This is a genomic window from Vibrio phycocola, assembly GCF_054404255.1.
Genome location: NZ_JBTAMQ010000013.1, coordinates 89,051 through 112,245, shown reverse-complemented (window position 1 = coordinate 112,245; position 23,195 = coordinate 89,051). Strand labels below are relative to the sequence as shown.

24 protein-coding genes are annotated in these 23,195 nt (G+C 40.6%); 19 read left to right on the top strand and 5 right to left on the bottom strand.

Annotated features, from left to right (window positions below; all coding sequences use genetic code 11):
* Nucleotides 1-47: 47 nt before the first annotated feature.
* Nucleotides 48-1,046 (bottom strand): alpha/beta fold hydrolase, encoded by a 999-nt coding sequence (locus tag ACXJY6_RS16365; RefSeq protein ID WP_456052226.1) that lies wholly within the window; start codon nt 1,044-1,046, stop codon nt 48-50.
* Nucleotides 1,047-1,183: 137 nt separating this feature from the next.
* Here ACXJY6_RS16365 and ACXJY6_RS16360 point away from each other — a divergent pair, with 137 nt between their 5' ends.
* The 8 genes from ACXJY6_RS16360 (at nt 1,184) to ACXJY6_RS16325 (ending at nt 8,603) form a co-directional block, all read left to right on the top strand.
* Nucleotides 1,184-2,383 (top strand): EAL and HDOD domain-containing protein, encoded by a 1,200-nt coding sequence (locus ACXJY6_RS16360; protein WP_458768983.1) that lies wholly within the window; start codon nt 1,184-1,186, stop codon nt 2,381-2,383.
* Nucleotides 2,384-2,516: 133 nt separating this feature from the next.
* Nucleotides 2,517-2,852 carry a metalloregulator ArsR/SmtB family transcription factor gene (locus tag ACXJY6_RS16355; RefSeq protein WP_456052355.1) on the top strand — a complete coding sequence of 112 codons (336 nt, stop codon included), beginning with the start codon at nt 2,517-2,519 and terminating at the stop codon, nt 2,850-2,852.
* Nucleotides 2,853-2,884: 32 nt separating this feature from the next.
* Nucleotides 2,885-3,886, top strand: a complete 1,002-nt coding sequence (locus ACXJY6_RS16350) for an ArsJ-associated glyceraldehyde-3-phosphate dehydrogenase (RefSeq protein WP_458768982.1) — start codon at nt 2,885-2,887, stop codon at nt 3,884-3,886.
* A 12-nt stretch (nt 3,887-3,898) separates the two neighbouring features.
* Nucleotides 3,899-4,384, top strand: a complete 486-nt coding sequence (locus ACXJY6_RS16345; protein ID WP_456052229.1) for a cyclin-dependent kinase inhibitor 3 family protein — start codon at nt 3,899-3,901, stop codon at nt 4,382-4,384.
* A 75-nt stretch (nt 4,385-4,459) separates the two neighbouring features.
* Nucleotides 4,460-5,677: an organoarsenical effux MFS transporter ArsJ gene (gene arsJ, locus ACXJY6_RS16340; RefSeq protein WP_458768981.1), complete on the top strand. Its 1,218-nt coding sequence runs from the start codon at nt 4,460-4,462 to the stop codon at nt 5,675-5,677.
* A gap of 173 nt (nt 5,678-5,850) precedes the next feature.
* Nucleotides 5,851-6,222: a DUF4145 domain-containing protein gene (locus ACXJY6_RS16335; RefSeq protein WP_456052231.1), complete on the top strand. Its 372-nt coding sequence runs from the start codon at nt 5,851-5,853 to the stop codon at nt 6,220-6,222.
* A gap of 847 nt (nt 6,223-7,069) precedes the next feature.
* A complete protein-coding gene (locus tag ACXJY6_RS16330) occupies nt 7,070-7,669 on the top strand; it encodes a lysoplasmalogenase family protein (RefSeq protein WP_456052232.1) in 600 nt (199 codons plus the stop codon).
* 76 nt (nt 7,670-7,745) lie between these two features.
* Nucleotides 7,746-8,603, top strand: a complete 858-nt coding sequence (locus ACXJY6_RS16325) for a polysaccharide lyase family 7 protein (protein ID WP_456052233.1) — start codon at nt 7,746-7,748, stop codon at nt 8,601-8,603.
* A 67-nt stretch (nt 8,604-8,670) separates the two neighbouring features.
* Here ACXJY6_RS16325 and rsmD read toward each other — a convergent pair whose 3' ends face one another.
* A complete protein-coding gene (gene rsmD, locus ACXJY6_RS16320) occupies nt 8,671-9,264 on the bottom strand; it encodes a 16S rRNA (guanine(966)-N(2))-methyltransferase RsmD (protein ID WP_458768980.1) in 594 nt (197 codons plus the stop codon).
* A 211-nt stretch (nt 9,265-9,475) separates the two neighbouring features.
* On the opposite strand from rsmD, the gene ftsY reads away from it, so the two are divergent.
* The 6 genes from ftsY to glpG all read left to right on the top strand — a co-directional run bounded on the left by ftsY (nt 9,476) and on the right by glpG (nt 14,995).
* A complete protein-coding gene (ftsY, locus tag ACXJY6_RS16315) occupies nt 9,476-10,690 on the top strand; it encodes a signal recognition particle-docking protein FtsY (RefSeq protein WP_458768979.1) in 1,215 nt (404 codons plus the stop codon).
* 79 nt (nt 10,691-10,769) lie between these two features.
* The gene (ftsE, locus tag ACXJY6_RS16310) at nt 10,770-11,444 is read left to right on the top strand and encodes a cell division ATP-binding protein FtsE (RefSeq protein WP_456052236.1); all 675 of its coding nucleotides are present in this window, start codon (nt 10,770-10,772) and stop codon (nt 11,442-11,444) included.
* Nucleotides 11,434-12,426 carry a permease-like cell division protein FtsX gene (gene ftsX / locus ACXJY6_RS16305; protein ID WP_458768978.1) on the top strand — a complete coding sequence of 331 codons (993 nt, stop codon included), beginning with the start codon at nt 11,434-11,436 and terminating at the stop codon, nt 12,424-12,426. The genes ftsE and ftsX overlap by 11 nt, the downstream gene beginning before the upstream one ends.
* 158 nt (nt 12,427-12,584) lie before the next feature.
* Entirely contained in the window at nt 12,585-13,439 is an 855-nt protein-coding gene (rpoH, locus tag ACXJY6_RS16300; RefSeq protein ID WP_456052238.1) for an RNA polymerase sigma factor RpoH, read from the top strand.
* 380 nt (nt 13,440-13,819) lie between these two features.
* The gene (gene glpE, locus ACXJY6_RS16295; protein ID WP_458768977.1) at nt 13,820-14,137 is read left to right on the top strand and encodes a thiosulfate sulfurtransferase GlpE; all 318 of its coding nucleotides are present in this window, start codon (nt 13,820-13,822) and stop codon (nt 14,135-14,137) included.
* A gap of 21 nt (nt 14,138-14,158) precedes the next feature.
* Complete coding sequence (gene glpG, locus ACXJY6_RS16290) at nt 14,159-14,995, top strand: rhomboid family intramembrane serine protease GlpG (RefSeq protein ID WP_456052240.1); 837 nt, start codon at nt 14,159-14,161, stop codon at nt 14,993-14,995.
* Between the two features lie 19 nt (nt 14,996-15,014).
* Here the strand turns inward: glpG and ACXJY6_RS16285 are convergent, their stop codons facing one another.
* Nucleotides 15,015-15,437: a flagellar basal body-associated protein FliL gene (locus ACXJY6_RS16285; RefSeq protein WP_458768976.1), complete on the bottom strand. Its 423-nt coding sequence runs from the start codon at nt 15,435-15,437 to the stop codon at nt 15,015-15,017.
* 166 nt (nt 15,438-15,603) lie between these two features.
* Here ACXJY6_RS16285 and ACXJY6_RS16280 point away from each other — a divergent pair, with 166 nt between their 5' ends.
* Together ACXJY6_RS16280 and ubiA are read left to right on the top strand one after the other, a co-directional pair.
* Nucleotides 15,604-16,134 (top strand): chorismate lyase, encoded by a 531-nt coding sequence (locus tag ACXJY6_RS16280; RefSeq protein WP_456052242.1) that lies wholly within the window; start codon nt 15,604-15,606, stop codon nt 16,132-16,134.
* A gap of 11 nt (nt 16,135-16,145) precedes the next feature.
* The gene (gene ubiA / locus ACXJY6_RS16275) at nt 16,146-17,003 is read left to right on the top strand and encodes a 4-hydroxybenzoate octaprenyltransferase (RefSeq protein WP_456052243.1); all 858 of its coding nucleotides are present in this window, start codon (nt 16,146-16,148) and stop codon (nt 17,001-17,003) included.
* A 78-nt stretch (nt 17,004-17,081) separates the two neighbouring features.
* Here the strand turns inward: ubiA and plsB are convergent, their stop codons facing one another.
* Entirely contained in the window at nt 17,082-19,496 is a 2,415-nt protein-coding gene (gene plsB, locus ACXJY6_RS16270) for a glycerol-3-phosphate 1-O-acyltransferase PlsB (RefSeq protein ID WP_456052244.1), read from the bottom strand.
* 193 nt (nt 19,497-19,689) lie between these two features.
* Between plsB and ACXJY6_RS16265 the strand changes: the two genes are divergently transcribed.
* From ACXJY6_RS16265 to ACXJY6_RS16255, 3 genes are all read left to right on the top strand, one after another.
* On the top strand, nt 19,690-20,049 hold the full coding sequence (locus tag ACXJY6_RS16265; protein ID WP_456052245.1) for a diacylglycerol kinase: 360 nt from the start codon (nt 19,690-19,692) through the stop codon (nt 20,047-20,049).
* Nucleotides 20,050-20,129: 80 nt separating this feature from the next.
* Nucleotides 20,130-20,759 carry a transcriptional repressor LexA gene (gene lexA, locus ACXJY6_RS16260; RefSeq protein ID WP_456052246.1) on the top strand — a complete coding sequence of 210 codons (630 nt, stop codon included), beginning with the start codon at nt 20,130-20,132 and terminating at the stop codon, nt 20,757-20,759.
* A gap of 91 nt (nt 20,760-20,850) precedes the next feature.
* Complete coding sequence (locus tag ACXJY6_RS16255; protein WP_458768975.1) at nt 20,851-21,552, top strand: glutamine amidotransferase-related protein; 702 nt, start codon at nt 20,851-20,853, stop codon at nt 21,550-21,552.
* A 67-nt stretch (nt 21,553-21,619) separates the two neighbouring features.
* On the opposite strand, the gene sthA is transcribed toward ACXJY6_RS16255, so the two are convergent.
* Nucleotides 21,620-23,020: a Si-specific NAD(P)(+) transhydrogenase gene (gene sthA, locus ACXJY6_RS16250; protein WP_456052248.1), complete on the bottom strand. Its 1,401-nt coding sequence runs from the start codon at nt 23,018-23,020 to the stop codon at nt 21,620-21,622.
* Between the last annotated feature and the right edge of the window lie 175 nt (nt 23,021-23,195).

Here is a 23,195-nt window from a genome sequence, read left to right as displayed (position 1 = left end):
AATAACTGGGATTCGGCGATGTCAGCGTTTCTTTTTCTCATGTTAAATTAAGACGAAATTGTGTAGCGTTCAATAAACCTTGTTAATTCCTTTAGGCAACGATTTCGATATTCGTCTTTCTCAAATAACAGCTCGTGGTTTGCGCCTTTAATGGCCATCAAATGTGCGTCTTGGTTAACTGTCTGAACTTTGTCCATTAATTTAACTTGTGCTTGGTTTTCAACAATTTGATCGTTACCTGCTTGAAGAATAAGCAGCGGAGTTTTTAATTTTTTCGCATCATTTAGCAATTGTTTTACCGTCACCAAGCTTTGCCATACCCAAGTGATGCTTGGCCCACCGACTTGGAGTTCAGGAAACTGTTTATACAATTGGCGAAACCATTTATAACGTTGTTTGCTTTGACTTAGCGGGTTATTAAGAAATGGTTTAGTTTCATAGGGGCCGTACCCTGGAGCAAAGGTCGGCACTGAAGATTTCTGGCTTAACCAACGGGTATACTGGATTGCGAAAGGGCGCATATACCAAGGAACAGGTAAACCGACCATCGGGGCAACAGCGACACAAGCAGAAAACACCGGTTGAGGTGTTTGTTGTAGATAGCGGAGTGTTATCGCACCTCCCATAGAATGCGCGAGGAGGAATTTTTTTTCATAGTGGTCCAATTCAAAAAACTCGACCATACTTTCCAGATCGGAAACGTAATCTTGAAATTGCTCCACATGACCAATACTGTCTTCAATGTGCGGGTATTTGGATAAACCTTGCCCGCGATGATCGTATGAATAGATATCATAACCGAGCTGAAAGAGATCGTAGAAGAGCTCTTGGTATTTGAAAACAGTCTCGATTCGCCCGTTGACAATAAAAATGGCTTTGGTGTGATGTGCAGCGGAGAACTTGCACCAGTGAAGTAATGAACCGTCGAATGAAGAATGGTAACCCGACTCTCGTTGCTGCCAAAAGTCACTAATCGATGAGCTCATCGCTTGTTCATAGCCAGTTTCTTGAGTATATCGTGATGTAGAGACGGTTTTTCTAGTCATAATGTTACATGTTGGTCTAGTTAGTGGATGAATCGGGCTTAATTAGAGTAAACTAGCTAAACTTAATTGCAACGATTATGCTATTTTCTGATGATCCTAAGCTAAGAGAGTGACGTTTATTTTCGTTAAGGAGCGAAATGTATTACACCTATGTGGCACGACAACCAATATTGAACGTAGATCGTGTCACGACGGGATACGAGCTATTGTTTCGTGATGGTGAATGTCATGCATTTCCAACTCATATTGCTTTCGATCGAGCGACCTATCGCTTAATTGTCGAATACTTTACTCGCTACGGGTGCAATCCTAACTACAACAGTTCACGGTGTTTTGTGAATTTTTGTCATCATGGCTTTATTAATCGCCTGCCACTAACATTGCCCAAAAGCTTTTTCTTTATCGAAATCTTGGAAACATGCGATCCGGATGATGATTTATATGAGGCTGTTCGAGAATTGTATCGTAGTGGTTATAAATTGGCCGCAGATGACTTTGTCTTCTCTCCTCAATGGGAACGATTTCTCCCTTATCTTGATATTATTAAGATCGATATTGCTATTACCGGAATCGACTACGCTTGTCATTTTGTGACATCGAAGATCATTGCTGGATGTAAGGCTAAGTTCTTAGCTGAATGCGTTGCAACAGAGCAAGAGTTTATTGCTAGTCGTGAAGCAGGGTTTGAGTTGTTTCAGGGGGATTTTCTTCATCAACCCATCTTGATACAAGATCAAGAGGTAAATTTACAACGTCAGGCTATATTTGAACTCATTAACGAAATTTTCCGAAACGATATAAATATAAATCGATTAGAGAGTTTGGTTGGTAATCAGCATGACTTACTCAATATAATTTATGATTTTTTGAAACTCTCTAGCACACAACGTGTATCATTGGATTCCCCTCTTGCTCCCCTCAGAGAAGATAATATTAAAATTCCCATTGCGCTGGCCATTGTTTCTTATCTTTCGGAGACCAAACCTAGAGAACTCTATAACCTATCTTTACAACGGGCTCGCTTTTGTCAGCTTATGGCCGATAAATCTCCCTGCAAGTACTCCTCTGACCAACTATTTTTCACCGGGTTATTCTCTCTTTTGGATGCATTAATGGGCGTTCCTTTAGAAGAATTAGAACTTCCCAAACCTGTAAAACAAGCGTTGACGCACAGGGAAGGGGAGTTAGGCAACCTTTTAGATTTTTATATGAGCCTTGAAAGTGCAGATTGGAATCTCTTGCAAACTTATTGTGATGATTATTCTTTGACCATGCATGAAGTGACGAAGCTTTTCCACATTGCTCAGTGTTGGAGCCAAGACTTAAAGCATCTTTAATTTTATTCTTTCCTTCCCCCTGTTTATTTGCGTTTATGTTTGTGAACTTTTGATGACTTCGTTATGGCGCTATTGATCTCATCTTTTTATGTATTAATATATGCATATCCATATATTAAAGAATTCAATCATGATAGATCCTCACCAGTTTTTTAAATTACTGTCAGATGAAACACGTTTACGTTGCTTGCTTTTGATCTCACGAGAAGAATCTCTGTGTGTCTGTGAGCTCACTGCTGCACTCGAAGAGAGTCAGCCGAAGATATCTCGTCATTTAGCACAGTTACGTCAATGTGAAGTGCTATTGGATGAGCGACGTGGTCAGTGGGTCTATTACCGAGTATCGTCAACGCTACCGGGTTGGATGCGAAAAGTGATTGAAGGGTTACAGCAGTCTAATTGCTTACAACAACAATATTTGAATGATAGTGAGCGGCTAAAGAAGATGGGCGCTCGTCCTTGTACTTAGTTTAAGAAAGATAGTTTTAGAGAGATAATGAGATGACAATTAAAGTCGGTATCAACGGATTTGGCCGTATTGGGCGTTTAGCACTTAGAGCATCATTCGACTGGGCTGAAATAGAGTTTGTTCGTATTAATGATGTTGCTGGAGATGCTAAAACATTAGCGCATTTACTAGAGTTTGATTCTATTCAAGGACGCTGGCATCACGAAGTAAGCATCGATGGCGATAAAATAATTGTCGCTGACCAAGAAATTAAAACAACTCAATGCCGTGAGATCGATGCGGTAGATTGGTCCGATTGCGATGTTGTAATTGAGTCTACGGGTGTTCATCGCGACAAGTCATTACTCGAAAAATACCTTGCTCAAGGGGTGAAACGTGTTGTGGTTTCTGCGCCAGTAAAGGAAGAAGGGATCGCGAATATTGTTGTGGGTGTTAATGATTCGATCTTTGACCCTGATACCCATCAAATTGTCACCGCTGCTTCTTGTACCACGAATTGCATCGCACCGATCGTTAAAGTTATCCATGAGAAATTAGGTATTGAGCAGTCCTCATTTACGACAATTCACGATTTAACCAATACTCAAACAATTCTCGATGCACCGCATAAAGATCTTCGTCGTGCCCGAGCATGTGGTATGAGTTTGATTCCTACTACAACGGGCAGCGCGACTGCAATCGTTGAAATCTTTCCTGAGCTTGCTGGAAAGATTAACGGCCATGCAGTGCGAGTCCCATTAGCCAACGCCTCTCTAACGGACATTATTTTTGATGTAAAGCGTGATACCACTGCAGAAGAAGTAAATACGCTACTTAAAGAAGCGTCACAAGGCGAAATGGCCGGCATTTTAGGATTTGAAGACCGTCCATTAGTATCGATTGATTATCGTGGTGATCAGCGTTCAACCATTGTCGATGCGTTGTCGACCATGGTGGTTGGTACTCGCATGGTTAAGATCTATGCTTGGTATGATAATGAAATGGGATATGCAACACGAACCGCTGAATTAGTGAAAAAAGTCGGCTTAGCATAGGAATTAATGAGAATGACACATCCAACTTGGGAATTATTGGTTGATGATAGCGCTTTGGTATTAATGCCTTGCCCTGGAACGAAGGAAGCCGACTTACAAAGCTCGCTCGAGCAGTTAAAGGCTCAAGGTGTTATGGCTATTGTGACCGCGATTAGCTGTGATGAAATGAAAGTCAAAAATGTAGAACAACTAGGTGACCTTAGTGAGAAGCTTGGTATCACTTGGTTCCATTTACCGATTGAAGATGATTGTGCGCCTGATGCAGAGTTTGAAGCAAAATGGCAGGATGTTTCTCCTCAGCTTGAATCGATTATGACTCAAAGTGGCAAAGTTGCTCTGCATTGTATGGGAGGCTCTGGTCGAACTGGTTTGTTGGCAGCACGTCTATTGCTTGATAAAGGCTGGGAGCTGCCAGATATCATTACTCAAGTTCAAGCCTTGCGTCCTGGGGCTTTCCAAAAAAGTATTCAAATAGAATACATTGAGCAATTTGCTTAATAGCGTACAGCTGATAGAGCATTTGGATCATCATGTTCCAAATGCTCTATCACCACCTAACATGGAGTATTTTCGATGAACTCAGCTTCACCCGCTGACGCGAAAAATTCAATACGCCAATATATGTTGGTGACATTTAATTACTGGAATTTCACCTTAACCGATGGTGCACTCCGGATGTTAGTGGTGCTCTATTTCCATCAGCTTGGCTACGATGCCTTAACCATTGCCTCGCTCTTTCTGTTTTATGAATTCTTTGGTGTTGTAACTAACCTAGTCGGTGGCTGGCTAGGTGCTAGGTTAGGTTTAAATCGGACAATGAATATGGGCTTAGCGATGCAGATAGTGGCGTTGCTAATGCTGGCGGCTCCAACTGCTTGGTTAACTATTCCATGGGTGATGTCTGCTCAAGCTTTATCAGGGATAGCAAAAGACCTCAATAAAATGAGCGCAAAAAGCTCGATTAAAGGTTTGGTCTCAGGGAATCAACAAGGTCGTCTTTTCCAGTGGGTTGCGGTGTTAACGGGATCGAAGAATGCATTGAAGGGGGCTGGCTTCTTTTTAGGCGGAGTACTGTTAACAACGATCGGGTTCCAATATGCTGTGGTCGCAATGGCAACAGTATTAGTGTTTGTATTGATTGGCAGTTTGTTTTGGCTTGAATCTGATCTAGGGAAAGCGAAAAGTAAGCCCAAGTTTAGTGAGTTATTTTCTAAATCTCCTGCGATTAACATTTTATCCGCAGCTCGCCTATTTTTATTTGGCGCTCGAGACATATGGTTTGTGGTCGCACTACCCATTTATTTAGGTAAGGTATTTGGTTGGGATCATTATTGGGTTGGTGGTTTTCTCGCACTTTGGATTATTGGTTACGGAGTGGTGCAAGGTATTGCACCTAAGCTAACGGGTAAAGCAAAGGGAACGATCCCCGATGGTAAAGCCGTATTTTACTGGGCGATACTATTAGCATGTATCACTGGGCTCATTGCCTATGCAGTCGAAATGCAGTGGTACCCTCAAGGCGTTATTGTGGTTGGATTATTGGCGTTTGGGGCTGTTTTTGCGATTAACTCTTCGTTACATTCTTATCTTATCGTTAGTTACGCTAAGGAAGATGGTGTCTCATTGGATGTCGGCTTTTATTATATGGCTAATGCAATGGGACGTTTAATTGGAACGATGTTATCGGGTTATTTATTTGTGGTCTCTGGTTTAGCTGCCTGCTTGTGGTTTTCGTTTGTCTTTCTGATTATCACTTCTGTTATCTCTTTAAAACTTCCTCGTCATGCATAACATATTCGTGAGAATTGGTTAATTTTGATATGGATTTAAATTTAACTTAGGAAAGTTGGGTGAGATTAAGAGAGTTTTCTCGCGATCGTTTATAATAACTGTGTCACCACGCTTTAAATTACGAGACTTTGTTTTAAGTTGAACCGACTATCGCTGGAGCAAGCGAGGATCTGATGTCAGATATCGAAAAAGTAGTGGTAAAAACAGAAAAGCTCGAGAGCCTTCTTAGAGAGCAATATCATGCTCAAGGTAAAGAACTGCATCAATTAATTTCAAGTTGTGAAGGCCGCTTACCTCATGACATCGTGCCACAGCTTCGTTATATCGCAACGGTTAGTAATAAGATAATTAATGGAAATGGATTTAAGTTTGATAATCAAAAGCGGTTTTTCGACCAGTTTGATGCGTGTATTCAGTCATTAACACCTCGTTCAGTGCGTTTTGTATGGCGAGCAGCATGGGGAGTGTTTATTGTAATGACTCTAGGGAGTTTAATTTTTTATTACTTAAATTGGGAAGAGCTATCTCGGTACTTGTTTGAATAATATTAATATGGTGTTTGCTGAGTATAAAAAGAAAAAAGGACGCATTTGCGTCCTTTTTTCTTTTTTAATTATTTCAAATAATTAGTAAAGCATTGGGAGTGTCATGATACCGAGGACAACCGCTATCATTACAAGCCCCTGCTTTTGTGATGAAGTCATCATAACACTGCTCCTTAATCTGTGTTGCTTCATTAATATACAGAATAGCACTGTTTTACCGATTTGATCAAATTATTTGTTCAAATCGGTAAAAAACCATGTTTAGTCATTAAATTGACGTGTAAATAGCATGGTTTTTGTGAGGGTATAGACATTTATGGTTGATGTTATTGTCATTGAACGAGTGAAAATTAATTTAATTCATTGATTTTAAGGTAATTATCTATGTTATCAATATGTGTCAAAATTTTATTGTTGGTTTTATTGGTTTGAGTAAGAAGATTTTAGTTTGTTAGAGTATTATGCATTAAACAGTGTTCGAAATGATTGCTACTCATATCGATATTTTATTTCCAAGAAAAACATCGATGAAGAGTTAGGTTTTTTGTGGATTAAATTACTAGATGATCTTCATTGAGTTTGATACATAAAATACAAACTTAACAACCTTAATGTATTGATTTTAAAGTTTAATTATTGTGGTTTTAGTAAGTATTTATGATGACTATAGTGTCTAACTGAGTTATTTGTGATTAGTTTTAGCGGTATCGAATCAGATGAGTACTTAACTTTGGTTTAAGTGAGGTTGCTAGTAATTATTAATATCAAGATCGAAATTTTTGCATTCACTGTTGGATTTCTAAGGCTCGCGCTCTACACTGGAGCAGTTATTTAGCTGGGAAGAGTCATGGTTATTCGATTTTCTGGATTGTCTTCATATCAAGGTAGTGTCGCAAAATATACCTCACTGGTATTAAGTGGCATGTTAGGGTTATTTGTACTTCTCGTTGCCCCTTTGCATCAATATTCAATTGCTCTTCTTGCTGTTGCTACCGGAATTGGTGTAACTATTTTAGGTGATTTTCTTCTTATTCAGCGTGGTTATAGTAAAGTTCGATTTATCATGTTTTCTATCGCTTCGTTACTTTATAGTGTAGCGTTTTGGAGCTTTACCGAAGGAGTGATGCATTGGTGGTTGCCCGTGCTCTTATTCGCTTCTGGTATTGTTATATTATTGCTGATTCTTCCTCAAGTTGAGTCATATGTGTTTTCTACTTCTCTAGTCGGAGTGTTACTACTCGGATTAGTTTGGTCGACAGCCGAATGGTGGTTACAACATCATAGTGTGAATGCATTGTTTGCACTTTCTGGCTCTGCGATTCTATTTGTTACGGCCCTCACTCTTGCGGTCCGAAAAGAAAGAGCTGTGTTTTTCTCTCGTACTCCTTTTGTTCTATTAGGCTATTTAATGTCGCAAACTTTATTTTCGTTATCTGTATTACTTTAGAGTCATACTTTCCATCATAACGAACGCCCACTTTTAATTAGATTAAGCTTTGTAGACAAGGGTAGGTAAAAAGAGAATGAAAACTAAACAATTTAAAGTTTCCACAATTGCAATGGCATTAGTTGGGGTATGTGTTTCCTATACAAGTTCAGCTGGTGAGCACGTGGAACCTGTTAAATACAGTCAATTCCAAGAGGTACTTTCTGAGTCAAAATTACAGGTTTCTGATCCGGGAGGTAAAGCTGGTAATAAATCCGAGCTTGGAGCCGGGGGAAATTTTAATGGTGTCGTCAGTGAGCACTTTTATGTTGATAGTGATTCTGAAGCGCTTATATTTAAGATGTCAGGTTATAAAAACCGTAGTGAAGTGAGAGTATTGAATAATTTTGATACATCACTTCCAAATACTTATTATCACTTAAGTGCTGCGTTAATGCCGATTGATCCAAAAGACTCGATTAAAGATAGTGATTCTAAAAATGATGCGATGACATTCTTGCAAGTTCACAATGCGGGTTCAGGAAAAACAGAGCGTGGTACAACGGGCTCTGGCTATATTCCTCACCCTCTATTACGTGTTGTGTACGAAGGTGAGCGTGATGGAAAAGTCGATCACTACTGGGCAGTCATTAAGAATAATGCAGTGAACTGTGGTTCTAAAAGTGGGAACAAAGGTAAACCGGAATGTAAAAATGCATACATAAAGTTGGACCTTGGCCCCGTTGATATGACTAAGCTCACTCAGTTTGATATTAAGGTTGGCAACTCAACGCTTATGATTGACGTGAATGGAGAGACTAAGGTTGATCATGATATCAGCTACTGGAGTCACCTAAATAGTTACTTTAAAGCGGGTGTTTACAATCAGTTTAAAAATGGAACGAGTGAAGTCCACTTCAACAGCTTAGAATATAAAGTTGAAGAGAAAAAATAGTCGTTAATCGTAGTTTTGGTGTGTAAAAAGGCCAGTGATTGCTAAATCGCTGGCTTTTTACTAGACGTTATTTGCGAATAAATAAGCGATAGCAAACTTGTCCTGCAGTTTTTTCTCGGTGTAACTCCCAATTTTGTGGGATGCTATTTAAAGGCCACTCTTTTTCGGCTTCCAGATAAATCATCGCATTTTCTGACAACCAGCCGTTTTCTTCTAATTTTTCACAGGTTTCTTCTAATAATCCTTGGCGAAAAGGAGGATCGATGAAAACCACATTCATTGGTGTACTAGGTTGAGAGAGAAAAGTAAGCGCATCACACTGTTTTAGTGTGATGTTTTCAGCATTTAACGTTGTACAGTTTTGTTGTAACTGTTTAAATACCAAAGTGTTTAATTCTATCATGGTGACCTGTTGGGCGTGGCGTGAAGCCGCTTCAAATCCCAGTGCTCCTGCTCCCGAAAATAAATCGAGACAGTTAGCTTGTGCGATATCGCCGGCTAACCAATTAAACAATGTTTCTCTAACTCTATCAGTGGTTGGGCGTAACCCTTCTACATCTTGAACGGGGAGCTTTCTTCCTCGCCACAGTCCACTAATGATGCGAACAACGCCTGTTGAAGGCTTTTTGTTGGGTTTAATAGGGTGACGACGTTTTACCATGATTTTTTGACCGAAAATAAAGTGTTACTATTATGTCGCCTTGTTGAATGGTATCAACAAGAAGGCAAGTACAATGGATAAGATGCCAAAGTTTACCAGTGTAAGTGGAAAGTTATTACTGCTTTGTCATTATTTCTCTTTTTATGAGGAATAATGTACTCAAGGTAAAGGGCGTTATTAAATTACTGGAACTATCTAGGACATCCTTCAGATGACAGACAAAAAGAAACGTGGCCTCCTTTCTTGGCTTGGCTTTGGTGATGAAGAGTCAACCAAAAATGAAAATGAAGCGATTGAACAGCAGATAGATGAAGAAGATAGCGGTTCAGAGATACCGGCTTCAGAGTCTATTGCTGACGTTGAACATGATGACAAAGTTGTTGACGAGAACGAGCCTGAAGAGATCGTAGCTCAAGCGGAAGTTGTCGAAGCACTTGACGTTAATGAGAGTGAAGTCGAAGAGTTTACTCAGCCAATCGAATCTCTAGAACAAGAGAAGCCAACAGAAAGCTTTTTTACTCGTCTAAAACGTAGCTTAAGTCGAACTAAGGCGAATATTGGTGCTGGCTTTTTTGGCTTGTTCAAAGGTAAAAAAATTGACGATGAGTTGTTTGAGGAACTAGAAGAACAACTGCTTATCGCGGATGTCGGTATGGACACCACGATGAAAATCATCAAAAATTTGACGGAAAAAGCATCGCGCCAGGAATTAAAAGATGGTGAAGCACTCTATGCTTTGCTTAAAGAAGAAATGGCCGATATTTTGGTTCAAGTTGAAAAGCCTCTTGAAGTCGACACAGCTAAGACTCCTTATGTCATTCTGATGGTAGGAGTGAATGGGGTTGGTAAAACGACGACAATTGGAAAATTAGCGAAACAATTTCAGAACGAAGGTAAGAAAGTCATGCTGGCAGCTGGCGATACTTTCCGTGCTGCTGCTGTAGAGCAATTGCAAGTGTGGGGACAGCGCAACAACGTTCCTGTTATTGCTCAACACACTGGTGCAGATAGCGCCTCGGTTATTTACGATGCAATTGAAGCTGCGAAAGCACGAGGTGTTGATGTGGTGATAGCGGATACCGCAGGGCGTCTTCAAAATAAAGCTAACTTGATGGAAGAGTTACGTAAAATTGTCCGTGTAATGAAGAAAGTAGACGATTCCGCTCCTCATGAAATCATGCTGACTTTGGATGCCGCAACCGGACAAAATGCGATAAGCCAAGCTAAGTTATTTAGTGATATTGCTCCAGTAACGGGTATCACATTAACAAAACTTGATGGTACAGCAAAAGGTGGCGTTATTTTTGCAATAGCAGATCAATTCTCTATTCCAATTCGTTATATCGGTGTCGGTGAAGGGATTGATGATTTACGTCCATTTGAGACTCAACAATTTATCGATGCTCTGTTTAGCCGAGACGAATAACTGATAAGAGAGAATGTGTAGTACGTGATAGGAGCACCGGCTTAATGCTCCTCAAATAGTTAAAGACAAGGATCTGCGAGTGATTAGATTTCAACAGGTGAGTAAGGCTTATCGGGGAGGACGACAAGCCTTACAGAAAGTGGATTTCCACTTAAAGCGTGGAGAAATGGCCTTTATAGGTGGTCACTCGGGGGCCGGTAAAAGTACGTTACTTAAATTAATTTGTGCTTTGGAACGTCCAACCGATGGAAAGATCCTATTTAACGGCCACGATATTACGCGTATTCCCAATCCAGATATCCCTTTATTACGTCGAAACATCGGCATTGTTTTCCAAGATCATCGTTTGCTTATGGATCGAACAATATTCGATAACGTTGCATTACCGATGCGTATTGAATCTATTTCTGAAAATGAAATTAAGCGCAGAGTATCGGCAGCACTTGATAAAACAGGCTTATTAGAAAAGGCGCGGTGTTTTCCAAGTCAGTTATCGGGTGGTGAGCAGCAACGGGTTGGTATCGCTCGTGCCGTCGTAAACCGACCAACGCTAGTATTGGCCGATGAACCTACCGGAAATTTAGACCCTGACCTTTCTAATCGAATTTTACGTTTGTTTGAAGAGTTTAACCGTGCTGGGGTCTCGATTCTATTAGCGACACACGACCGGAGTTTAGTCAATTCTCGGCCTCAATATCGCCATTTAGAGCTTAACCAAGGCTTCTTTAGCGAGGTAGAAAATTATGGCAACTAATAAGCCAAATACGATGAATTCCTCGAAGAACAAGTCTGTTAAACGAAAAAGAGATAAGAGTTCTAGAACATCAAAAGTGAATTATTTTGCGAGGCATTATAACCAAGCAAAACAATCTTTAATTGATTTATGGAATAGGCCAATTGGTAACTTATTAACGCTGGCAGTGATTTCTATGTCTTTGGCGATGCCTGCGTGCTTATATTTACTCAGTAAGAATGTCGCATTTGTCGCTACACATGTGGCAACACCATCTCAAATAAGCGTATTCATCGAACCAGAGACGCCAGAAGCTCGGATTATGGTTCTCAAAGACAGTTTAGAGAGCTTAGAAGCCGTTAAAACCATTCGTTATATTTCTTCCCAGCAAGGACTCGAAGACTTGAGCAAAGATGCTGGGTTTGATGAGGCTTTAACATTACTTGATCAGCTCTCGTTGCCAGGGGTCTTGGTGATAAAACCGGGAGTTGAGGGGGAGCAAGAGATAAAAGTATTAGTCGATTTAATTCGAAAAGAAAACGATGTTACTGATGTACGTTTGGATGAAGACTGGTTAAGTCGACTAAAAGCGTTAAAAGACTTAGTCGAACTGGTCGTGATTAGTTTATCTACCTTAATGCTGTCTGCCGTATTTTTAATTATTGGCAATAGCTTGCGCTTTAGTGTGCTCGAGCATAAAGAAGAAATTCAAACCATGAAGCTAATAGGGGCGACCGATGCTTATATTCTTCGTCCATACCTTTATTCAGGAATGTGGTTAGGGTTAATTGGATCTGTAGTTGCGTGGTTTTTAACGGCATTGTTAACATTATTGCTGAATGAAGCCGTAACCGACTTAGCGAAGCTATACGATAGTCGCTTTCGTTTACTCGGGTTGAATTGGGATGAAACTTTGTTATTGCTTATGCTCGGTACTATTATTGGCTGTGTCGCTGCTCGGCTATCGGCACAGAGGCATCTTAAAGAAATTGAACCTGTTTAGGCAGTTGTTGTCTATTATTTAGCATCAGGCTATTCGTCTTTACAGAATTTTACGCCTAGAATCGCTATTTTATCGATATGACACCTTGAAAGGTGAAGTAAATCGCGGCAATATTGCTGAGTTAAAACAAATTTAGAATTAGTACGATGAGGAAATGAATGTCAAACCAAGCGTATAAAATGGCTCTCGTCACACAAGATAGCTTAGATAGCTACATTCGTTCAGTGAACAGTTATCCAATGCTGACACAGGAAGAAGAGCGTGAATTGGCAGAGCGATTACATTACAAAGGTGATATTGAAGCTGCAAAAGGATTGATCCTGTCGCATCTACGTTTCGTTGTCCATGTAGCTCGTGGTTATTCGGGTTACGGATTACCAATGGCTGATCTTGTCCAAGAGGGTAATATTGGCTTAATGAAAGCGGTAAAACGTTTTAATCCAGAAGTCGGCGTACGTCTTGTCTCTTTTGCTGTACATTGGATTAAAGCGGAAATTCATGAATATGTTCTGCGTAACTGGCGTATCGTGAAAATTGCTACAACTAAAGCTCAGCGTAAATTGTTCTTCAATTTGAGAAAATCGAAGAAACGTTTGGGATGGTTTAACAACGGTGAAGTAGAAACTGTCGCGAAGGAGCTTGGTGTTGCACCTGCGGAAGTTCGTGAAATGGAATCTCGGTTAGCCGCACAAGATCCTACCTTTGAATTAACGACAGATGATGATGAAACAGGAACCTCTTCGGCACCTGTATTGTATTTGGAAGACAAAGGCTCCGATGTTGCGGATCAATTTGAATCGGATAATTGGGAAGCTCATACTAATCATCGTCTTTCATTAGCATTGTCGAGTTTGGACGAACGTAGTCAGCATATTGTCCGTTCTCGTTGGTTAGAGGACGCTAAATCGACACTGCAAGACTTAGCTGATGAATATGGTGTCTCTGCTGAGCGTATTCGACAGTTAGAAAAGAATGCAATGCGTAAATTAAAAGACGCTGTTGGTGAGTTTTAGAATACTACGATATAAAATATAAATACGAAAAGCCGAAATCGAGAGATTTCGGCTTTTTTATTTGATCTTGCCGAAGATTATAAGGAATAGCTTTCTGTGGATAACTCTGTGATTAAAATTTTGATTAAGTGAATGAAGCACGGTTCTATCGGGGTTTAAGCGTATATCTAATTTGGGGATAGCTTTTGATCTACACACAGCATAAATACGATCATCACAACATATTGTGGATCAATTGACGCTAAAACACTTTATCAACACTATTCACAGGTTTATCCACAGATTTTCGTCAATAAATTGTCGAAAGTAATGTTGTAACCGTCATATACTTGTCTTCTCATGGATGGGGTACAATATGTTAAAAACAATCAGGAGCAAAAATGAGTCAATTTAAGCTGATTAGCATCGCCGATGCTTTGAATAAACTAGAGCAAGGTACTGCGACAATGGTCGATATTCGAGATAGTCAGACGTATTTAAAAGGTCATACACCAGATGCTATCCACCTGACTAATGAGACCATTGGCGACTTTATGAGTAATGTTGGATTTGACCAAGCAGTATTGGTGATATGCTATCACGGTGTAAGTAGCCAAGGTGCCGCTGAATACCTTGTAAACCAAGGGTATGATGATGTTTATAGTGTGGAAGGTGGTTTTGCTGCTTGGGAGCGAGCAAATTACCCTATTGAAGTATAGAGTTCTGGAGTCGGTAAGCTGATGCGTTCATTAATTATTCTGGATAACCCTCGCTTGTCACAAGCTTTTATAGATTACATGGCATGTCAAAAAGTCGATGTAAAAATGATGCCTTCAAGTGACGGTAGAATAGAGTTGTGGTTAGTGGATGATTCGCAATATGAACGAGTTAGACCTGAATTAGAACGTTTTTTAGAAGAACCGACCCACTCTCGTTATGCTCAAGCTTCATGGCAACGCTCAGATACCCGTAATGTGCCTTTTCAATATCGCTCAACAAACTTTTGGCACTTAATTCGAGATCAAGCAGGTTTTGTAACCTTAGCCATTATGCTAAGTAGCCTTGTGATATATGGTTTGAATATCATTGGTTTTGGTCAAGAAGTCTTTAACTGGGTCCATGCTCCGGCTGTAGTTGAACAGAAGTGGCAGATATGGCGCTGGATTACGCCTGCATTATTCCACTTCTCAGCCATACACATTGTATTCAACCTCCTCTGGTGGTGGCAATTAGGTGGGAACATTGAAAAGCAATTAGGTCCTTCTAAGCTAATGTTAATTTTTCTTGCATCAGCTGCATTATCCAATGTTGGACAGTATTGGGTAGATGGTCCTAGTTTTGGTGGTTTATCCGGCGTGGTTTATGCATTAGTTGGGTATATCTGGATTGTGGGTTGGCAACGACCGGATCTTGGAGTGTCACTTTCAAGGCCAGTCATCGGTTTCATGTTAGTTTGGTTGGTGATTGGCTATGTTCAACCCATTATGGCGATAGCAAATACCGCCCACTTAGTTGGGTTAATTTGCGGCATATTATTAGCACTAATAGAAACTCACCTACTGCAACCAAAACACTAAATCGGTGAGCAGATACTAATTACTGATACATATATTTAGTGAATAACAGGTCAGCAATAATTGGGCGCCCAGTTTCAATAATTAGGAGCTCATTTAATTTTGACACTAGGTTTTTTCGTATGTCTTCGCGGCCAGCCAGGGATTTTACGGTATCCTCAGTTTGTCGCCCAAGCAGTTCTACTACGGTATCTCGAATTAAAGGTTGATGCTGCTCAATCTGTTCGACGTCTTCCGCATTAGAGACCATGATATCGATGCGGACCTGAATATAACCAAGATCTTTCCCTTTGGTAAAGAAGTTAGTCGTTAAGTCAGGCTCTAGGGTAAAATAGGCCAATTGTGGCGCAGCTGCGTTCTCTTCTTCATCGGCAGCATACGAGAGTGGTGCTATGATGAGGTTGAGTCCAATTAGTGCTAGGGCTAAAATAGTTTTATATTTCATAACGATTTGATTTCTTATTTATTCGGCGATATTCGAATCACCATACTCTTGTTACAATAGTAACTCGACAATCATAACCACAATGTGACTTAGAGGTTCGATGCTGATTGTTGTATGGCATTGAAGCTTTATTGTTCGACGATAAAGCAGTTAATTAAATATTAGTATGAATCAACCAAATTCCCATTATCTATCAGCTTTAAATAAGATAACTTGGCAAAATATTGATGATTTTGCATTCCCATCACAAAATATACGTGAATGGTTGCTCGATCAGGGCTCATTATCTCTGCGTTTACGAACGTGTTGTAATGAGCTTGATGTTGACTTGGTATTACATCAATGGCTTTTGAATGAAGAGCTTACTCATGATGAACAAACTCTATTATCGTCACCTTCTCATTGCCTTTTGCGCCGAGTTGTATTGAATGGTGATGAGCTTCCGTGGGTGATTGGAAGTACATTGATACCGAAATCAACAACAGAAGATCAAGACTATGATCTTTTAGGTTTAGGGGAAGTTCCTTTAGGTGAGGCGGTATTTAAAGCTGAAGCGGTTGATCGAGATTGCATGCAGTTGTCATCTATCGAAGTTGCGGGTGAATTATTGTATGCGCGTCGTTCAAGATTATGGATGAATCACAAACCTATGTTGGTGACTGAGTTATTTTTACCTTCTGCACCAATTTATCGTTAGGAGAAAAATAAATGTTAATGGCAAAAGCCAAAGCGTATTGGCAGCTAATGAGAATGGATCGTCCTGTTGGATCTTTGCTGCTACTTTGGCCTACGTTATGGGCATTATTGCTTGCTGCTCAAGGCCTTCCTGATTGGGACGTGTTATTGGTATTTTGCTTAGGCGTGTTATTAATGCGTTCCGCGGGTTGCGTGATTAATGATTATGCCGATCGCAAAGTGGATGGACAGGTAAAAAGAACGAAGAATCGCCCAATTCCTGCAGGATTGGTATCAGGAAAAGAAGCTCTCGGCCTGTTCTTTTTTTTGACCTCCTTAGCTTTTCTCTTAGTACTCACCATGAATAGTTTAACTATTCAGTTATCGTTTGTTGGTATTGTCTTAGCGTTTATCTACCCATTTATGAAACGCTATACGCATTTGCCACAACTTTTTCTTGGGCTTGCATTTAGTTGGTCGATTCCAATGGCATGGGCTGCTCAAGCGAATGGACTCCCCGCATTTGTGTGGCTTCTCTTTATCATCAATGCTCTTTGGACTATTGCCTACGATACACAATATGCCATGATCGATCGCGATGATGATCTAAAAATAGGGATTAAATCGACTGCAATTCTTTTTGGTCAGAATGACAAGCGAATCATTGCACTACTTCAGATAATGACATTAGGGTTGTTGGTAGTGCTTGGAGCCAGTTTTCAGCTCGGATCGCTTTACTATGTAAGCTTATTAGCGGCGACAGGGCTGTTTGTTTATCAACACCAATTGATTCGTCATCGAGATCGATTGTCTTGTTTTTCCGCTTTTAAAAATAATAACTATGTCGGAATGGTCATCACTCTTGGAATTGCTACGGCGACTTGGCAGTAGAGTTATTGTTATGTATTAATAAACAAAGGGCTCAATTGAGCCCTTTTTTGTGTTTTTTCGGTTTGTTATTTTAAATAATTAGCTCTCTAGCTGACAAATACCTTCACGAATGGTCATCCGAACTTCTGGATGAAGTAACTGATAGAGATCGTGAGCTAACGTATTATTTCCAGAGACTTGGTAGCTGTCTTCTTGATTGAAATAATGCAGTTCTTTGAGGGTTTCGAGTAGCGTAGCAAATACCGCTTTATCAAAGAACTCTGGCGCATTGATGCCGTGTATTTGCCCTAATCTTTGAGCAAGATCTTGGCTTTGACTTTCGAGTTGCTCTTTTGTCAGCATTGGATTGCTTTCAAGGAGGTTAAGCGTAATCGCATAACGTTGTAGAGTCTCGGATATGGTACGCCCTAAGAGGATCAGCATTTGTGTATTACTTGGATTGATCGCCACACTGTCAGTTGTAAGTTCTACCAGTTGTTGACGCTCTAATTCGATAACATAATCGTGTATTTTGCTCTCTAGCTCATCCAATTCTAAGCTTAAAAACAACTCTTTCTTAAGCAATGGATAGATATGCTCAATTTGAATCACGAGTTGCTTAAAGGTAAGCGATTGATGGCTTACCAAGGTTTGCGCAATGAGGGACGGAAGCGCCAATAAATGCATGATGTTGTTTCGATAATAGGTCATCAAAATAGACTGATGACGATCTAAAGAGATCACATCCCCGATTGCATCAGTATCGATAGTGAACTTATCGAGCTTGTTGGCATGATCAACAAGCTCAAGTGCCGAAGTATCAGGAAGAGTAAAGGTCTCTGAATACGGCACATTTTTAAGTAAGGCGAGATAGTTTTCTACTTGAGATATAAGCCTTTCTTTCGAAAGTGAGCGCTGCCTTGATGCAAGCAATGCGGTTGCACATAACGACAGTGCATTCACGGCAGCAGCATCGTTAATATGAGTCATCATTTTATTGGCTAGCTGATTGACGACCGGGTTAAGCCAAGTCGGCTTACTTATGCCTGATGCATCGATATCATTGGCCCATTCAGGGACTTGATCGTTAAGAAATTGGTTAATTTGGATTGGCTCGCCAAAATTAACGTAACCTTGGCCGAAATTACGCAATTTACGGATGGTTTTTAGAACCAATCCTGCGCTTTCTTTCTCTTTCTTTTTGCCACTGAGCTCTTTTGTATACGTACCTACTTCCATGACATGTTCATAACCAATATAGACCGGAACTAAAGTGACAGGGCGATTGAGCCCACGTAACATGGCTTGTAGGGTCATGGCGAGCATACCGGTTTTTGCAGTAAGCAGCCTCCCAGTTCTTGAGCGACCACCTTCACTGAAATATTCGACCGAGTAGCCGCGACTAAATAGATCGGCTAAATACTCCCGAAATACCGTGGCGTACAATTTGTCTCCCTTAAATGTACGACGAATAAAGAACGCACCACCACGTCGAAAAATAGGTCCTGCTGGGAAGAAATTTAGATTCACTCCTGCTGCGATATGCGGTGGCACCATACCTTCATTATAGAGAACATAAGATAGAAGAAGGTAATCCATATGACTTCGATGACACGGCACATAAACAATCTCATGGCCTGATTGAGCAAGTTGTCGCACTGTGGTTGCATTGTTAATATTTAGGCCTTGGTAAATTCGATTCCACAACCAGCCTAATACTTCTTTGCCTCGCTTCACCAGTGGATAAGAGAAATCCGCAGCAATTTCATCGAGAATGGCATAAGCGTTTTTTTGGGCTTTCTCATGTGAAATTTGTTTACTTTTTGCTTCTTCATTTATCGCGTTTTGAATAATTGGGGATTCTAATAACCGGCGAATTAATGCGTCTCTTTGAGGTAAGTTCGGCCCAGAGGCAGCTAATTTCTGTCTTGAAAAGTGAATCCGAGCGACGCGAGCCAGTTTATGAGCAATGGCAATATCAGTCCCATGATTTTCTGCCATATAACGAAACGATACTACGGGGCTCATTCGAACCAAGCAATCTCGACCAGAAAATAAAACGGCTGCTGCTTTTCTTATGCCATTCATTGGTTCAAGGTAGGCGTTGGATGCTTGCTCTTTCCCTGGTTTTCGTCCCCATAGAATGGAACAAGGAATTAATTGAATATCGAGATCGGAGTTATCTTGGTGTAGTGCGAGTAGTTCTGTAAAACGCGCTATAGAATCGCGTGGAACCGATTGGTCATTACTTAAAATTCTTGGAGCGGTACCGATAAAGACTGTTCGAGCAATTGAACGCTCTCCCCATTGGATCGAAGAAAAGGGGTCGGGTAAGCCCAACTTATCAGTTTGAGCTTTTAGAGCTAATAAATCGACGTTGGATTGAAAAGGCAATGCATATACAATCGGCTGTGTTGAATCAATTGCATGGTCTTCTATGGGATTTTTAGGAACTATGGTCTCTTTTACTAAAAGTGACATTGGTAACCTAAGTAGCATGTGTCTCAACGACATAGAGCTTTAAGCCTCAAGATGTAATTTAGTGATATTTCATATCGTCTTACTTTATTCATTGAAGCGAATAAAATAAGGCGTTCGCGTTTGGAACGTTAGAATAACAGAAACTGGTCTAACCTTTTACTTTTCTTAGACTGTGAATCGTAAATTTTATACTAATGCCATTTAAAACAAGTAAGTAGGTAACATAGTGCAAACGAAAAACCCTCAAGGTATCGCTCGCCTTATTAAAGCTGCAAAGTACTCTTATCAAGGCGTCACATCGGCATTTAAAGGAGAGGCAGCATTTCGTGAAGAAATCATCGCCTGTGCTATTCTGATTCCGCTTGCTTTATGGCTTGATGTATCGTCTATTGAACGCTTATTAATGATTACGTCACTGTTGCTCGTTTTGATTGTAGAGTTATTGAATAGTGCTATAGAGGCGGTGGTTGATCGTGTTGGACCTGAGCATCACCCTCTATCAGGACAAGCGAAAGATATGGGCTCAGCCGCAGTTTCAATCGCTATTTTAATTGTGATTGCAGTATGGCTAACAGCACTTATGTAACCTTGTTGAATAATCAGCGTTGCTTTTTATTTTATACTGGATATACTCACAGTTGACTGTATAAAAAAACAGGTAATCTCATGAAGCCATTAACGCCCCGACAGCAACAAGTTTTTGATTTAATTAAAGCAAAAATTGAATATTCAGGAATGCCGCCAACACGAGCAGAAATTGCCAAGGAACTTGGTTTTCGCTCAGCTAATGCTGCAGAAGAACACCTAAAAGCGCTTGCTCGTAAGCAAGTTATTGAGATTGTACCTGGTGCCTCCCGAGGTATACGTGTCTTAGTTAATGAAGCAGCTAACGATGAAGCTCCTGAGGCTGGTCTGCCGTTAATTGGCCAAGTCGCGGCTGGAGAGCCTATCTTAGCTCAGGAGCATGTTGAGTCTCACTTTCAGGTCGACCCTGCAATGTTCAAACCGCGAGCGGATTTTCTACTTCGTGTTCATGGCGAAAGTATGAAAGACATTGGCATTATGGATGGTGACCTTTTAGCGGTGCATAAAACTCAAGATGTGCGTGATGGTCAAGTGGTTGTCGCCCGCGTTGAAGATGATGTCACTGTTAAGCGCATCGAGCGAAAAGGACCCAAAGTACTGTTGCATGCAGAAAATGAAGAGTTTTCCCCGATAGAAGTTGACCTAACTTCTCAGAGCTTAGCGATTGAAGGTTTAGCGGTTGGTATTATTCGTAATACTGATTGGATGTAACCTTTGCTTGACGTCACTTTTTCGTGCCTTTCTTTATACATGGCTTTAGTATATTCAGAACGATGTAATAGTACGTATTGAGAATTTGACGATGAAGATAGGAATTATTGTTTGTGGTCTAGTTGACCCTTTGTGGGCATCTGATTTTGGTGAATATGCCGATATGATTCAGATGACTCTTTCTCCTTACGGTGAGTTTGAGTTCCAGACCTTCAATGCACTGACCTCTTCTTTACCTGAGGATATCCATGCTTGTGATGGCTACATTGTGACGGGTAGTGTACACGATGCTTATGCTGATGAACCATGGATTCACCAGCTCGCTGACTGGATCCGCCGCTGTGATAAGCAGCGAAAACCCCTGCTTGGTATCTGCTTTGGTCATCAGATTATTGCTTTAGCATTAGGTGGTAAGGTTGAAAAGTCCAGTAAAGGGTGGGGCATTGGCATAAGTACTACCGAGTTGCTGGCTGATACATCTTGGATGGAACCAAAGCTCACCTCGTTGAAAATGTTAATAAGTCATCAAGATCAAGTTATTGATATACCACCTTCGATGAAACTCCTTGCACGCAGTGACTTCTGCCCAAACTATATGCTGAGTAAAGATCAACATATTTTGACAGTACAAGGTCATCCAGAGTTTTCTCTTGAGTTTGAGCGTTGTATTGTCGAAAAGAAAAAAACTCAGGTAAGCGAAGAGTGTTACCTGAGTGCATTAACGAGCCTTAATCAAACACCTGATTCCACAATTGTCATGCGATGGTTCGCTAATTTCTTGAGTGAGAAGTAATTTAGAATCCTTTCCGTTATCGATATTGCCCAAGCTGATATGCATGGGCAATATTTGCCTCTTTATCCTAAAATAGTCGATTAAGACCATTTAACGCTGCAACACGGTATGCTTCCGCCATGGTGGGATAGTTGAAGGTCGTATTTACAAAGTACTCTATAGTATTAGCTTCACCTTTTTGTTCCATGATGGCTTGGCCGATGTGGATGATCTCAGAAGCCCGTTCTCCAAAACAGTGAATACCTAGCACTTCTTTAGTATCTCGATGGAAGAGTATTTTTAAACTACCAACTTCGGCACTACCGATTTGAGCTCTTGCTAAGTGTTTGAATGACGAACGTCCAACTTCATAAGGTACTTTAGCCGCAGTCAGTTCTTGTTCGGTTTTGCCAACAGAACTAATTTCTGGAATGGTGTAAATACCGGTTGGGATATCTTCAATAAGGTAACCTTGAGCTTCCCCTTGTACAATCGCTTGAGCAACGAATCGTCCTTGATCGTAAGCTGCGGATGCAAGGCTTGGATAGCCAATCACATCACCTACGGCATAGATATGCTCTACTTCAGTTCTGTAGTTGGTATTCACTGAAAGAGTTCCGCGTGAATCGGCTTTTAGTCCGGTATGTTGCAGTTCTAATTTGTCAGTATTGCCCGTGCGTCCATTTGCGAATAGGATGCAATCGGCCTTCATTTTTTTGCCAGATTCAAGATGAAGTATGACTCCGTCGTCAACGCCTTCTATTTTGTCATATGTTTCGTCGTTACGGATCACGACACCATTGTTCCAGAAGTGATAAGACAGTGCTTCGGATACTTCATTGTCAAGAAATGATAGCAATCGATCTCGAGTATTTATTAGATCGGTTTTGACGCCGAGCCCTCTAAACACTGATGCGTATTCGCAGCCAATAACCCCGGCGCCATAAATAATAATGTGCTTAGGGTCATGCTTTAAATTTAAAATAGAATCACTGTCATAAATTCGTTCGTGGTTAAAATCAATATTGTCAGGCCTATAAGGGCGAGAACCTGTGGCAATAACAAATTTATCGGCACTGTAGCGTTCATGGGTTCCATCGTATTGTTCGACATCAACAGTATTAGCATCAACAAAACGAGCTTTACCAAATAGAAGGGTGCAATCATTTCGATCGTAAAAACCTTGGCGCAAACGCGTTTGTTTGTTTATAACGGTTTTTGCATGGCCTAAAATATCGGAAAATGTGGCGTGGAAAGTTGAACTATTCTGACTGAAGAGTGGATTGCTATTAAATTCAATAATACGACTTACCGCATGTCTTAATGCTTTTGATGGAATCGTTCCCCAATGGGTACATCCCCCGCCAACGCTTTTTTCTTTTTCAATAATGGCAACATTGAATCCGGCCTTGGTGAGTCCCATTGCAGCGCCTTCTCCGCCCGGGCCGCTGCCAATAACAATTACATCAAAATGATGAGACTGAGCCATAGAGTTTCCTTTTGTTATATTTGCGTAACGTAATTATAGCTATATTGTAACGCATTGTGTCGAAAGCTGTCTGTGACAAAATACATAGAGTTACAATAGGGTATTGATAGATGACGGTTTATGTCATCAAATAGAAGAATGTCACAGATTTATGATGTTAATTGGTTGGTTTGTT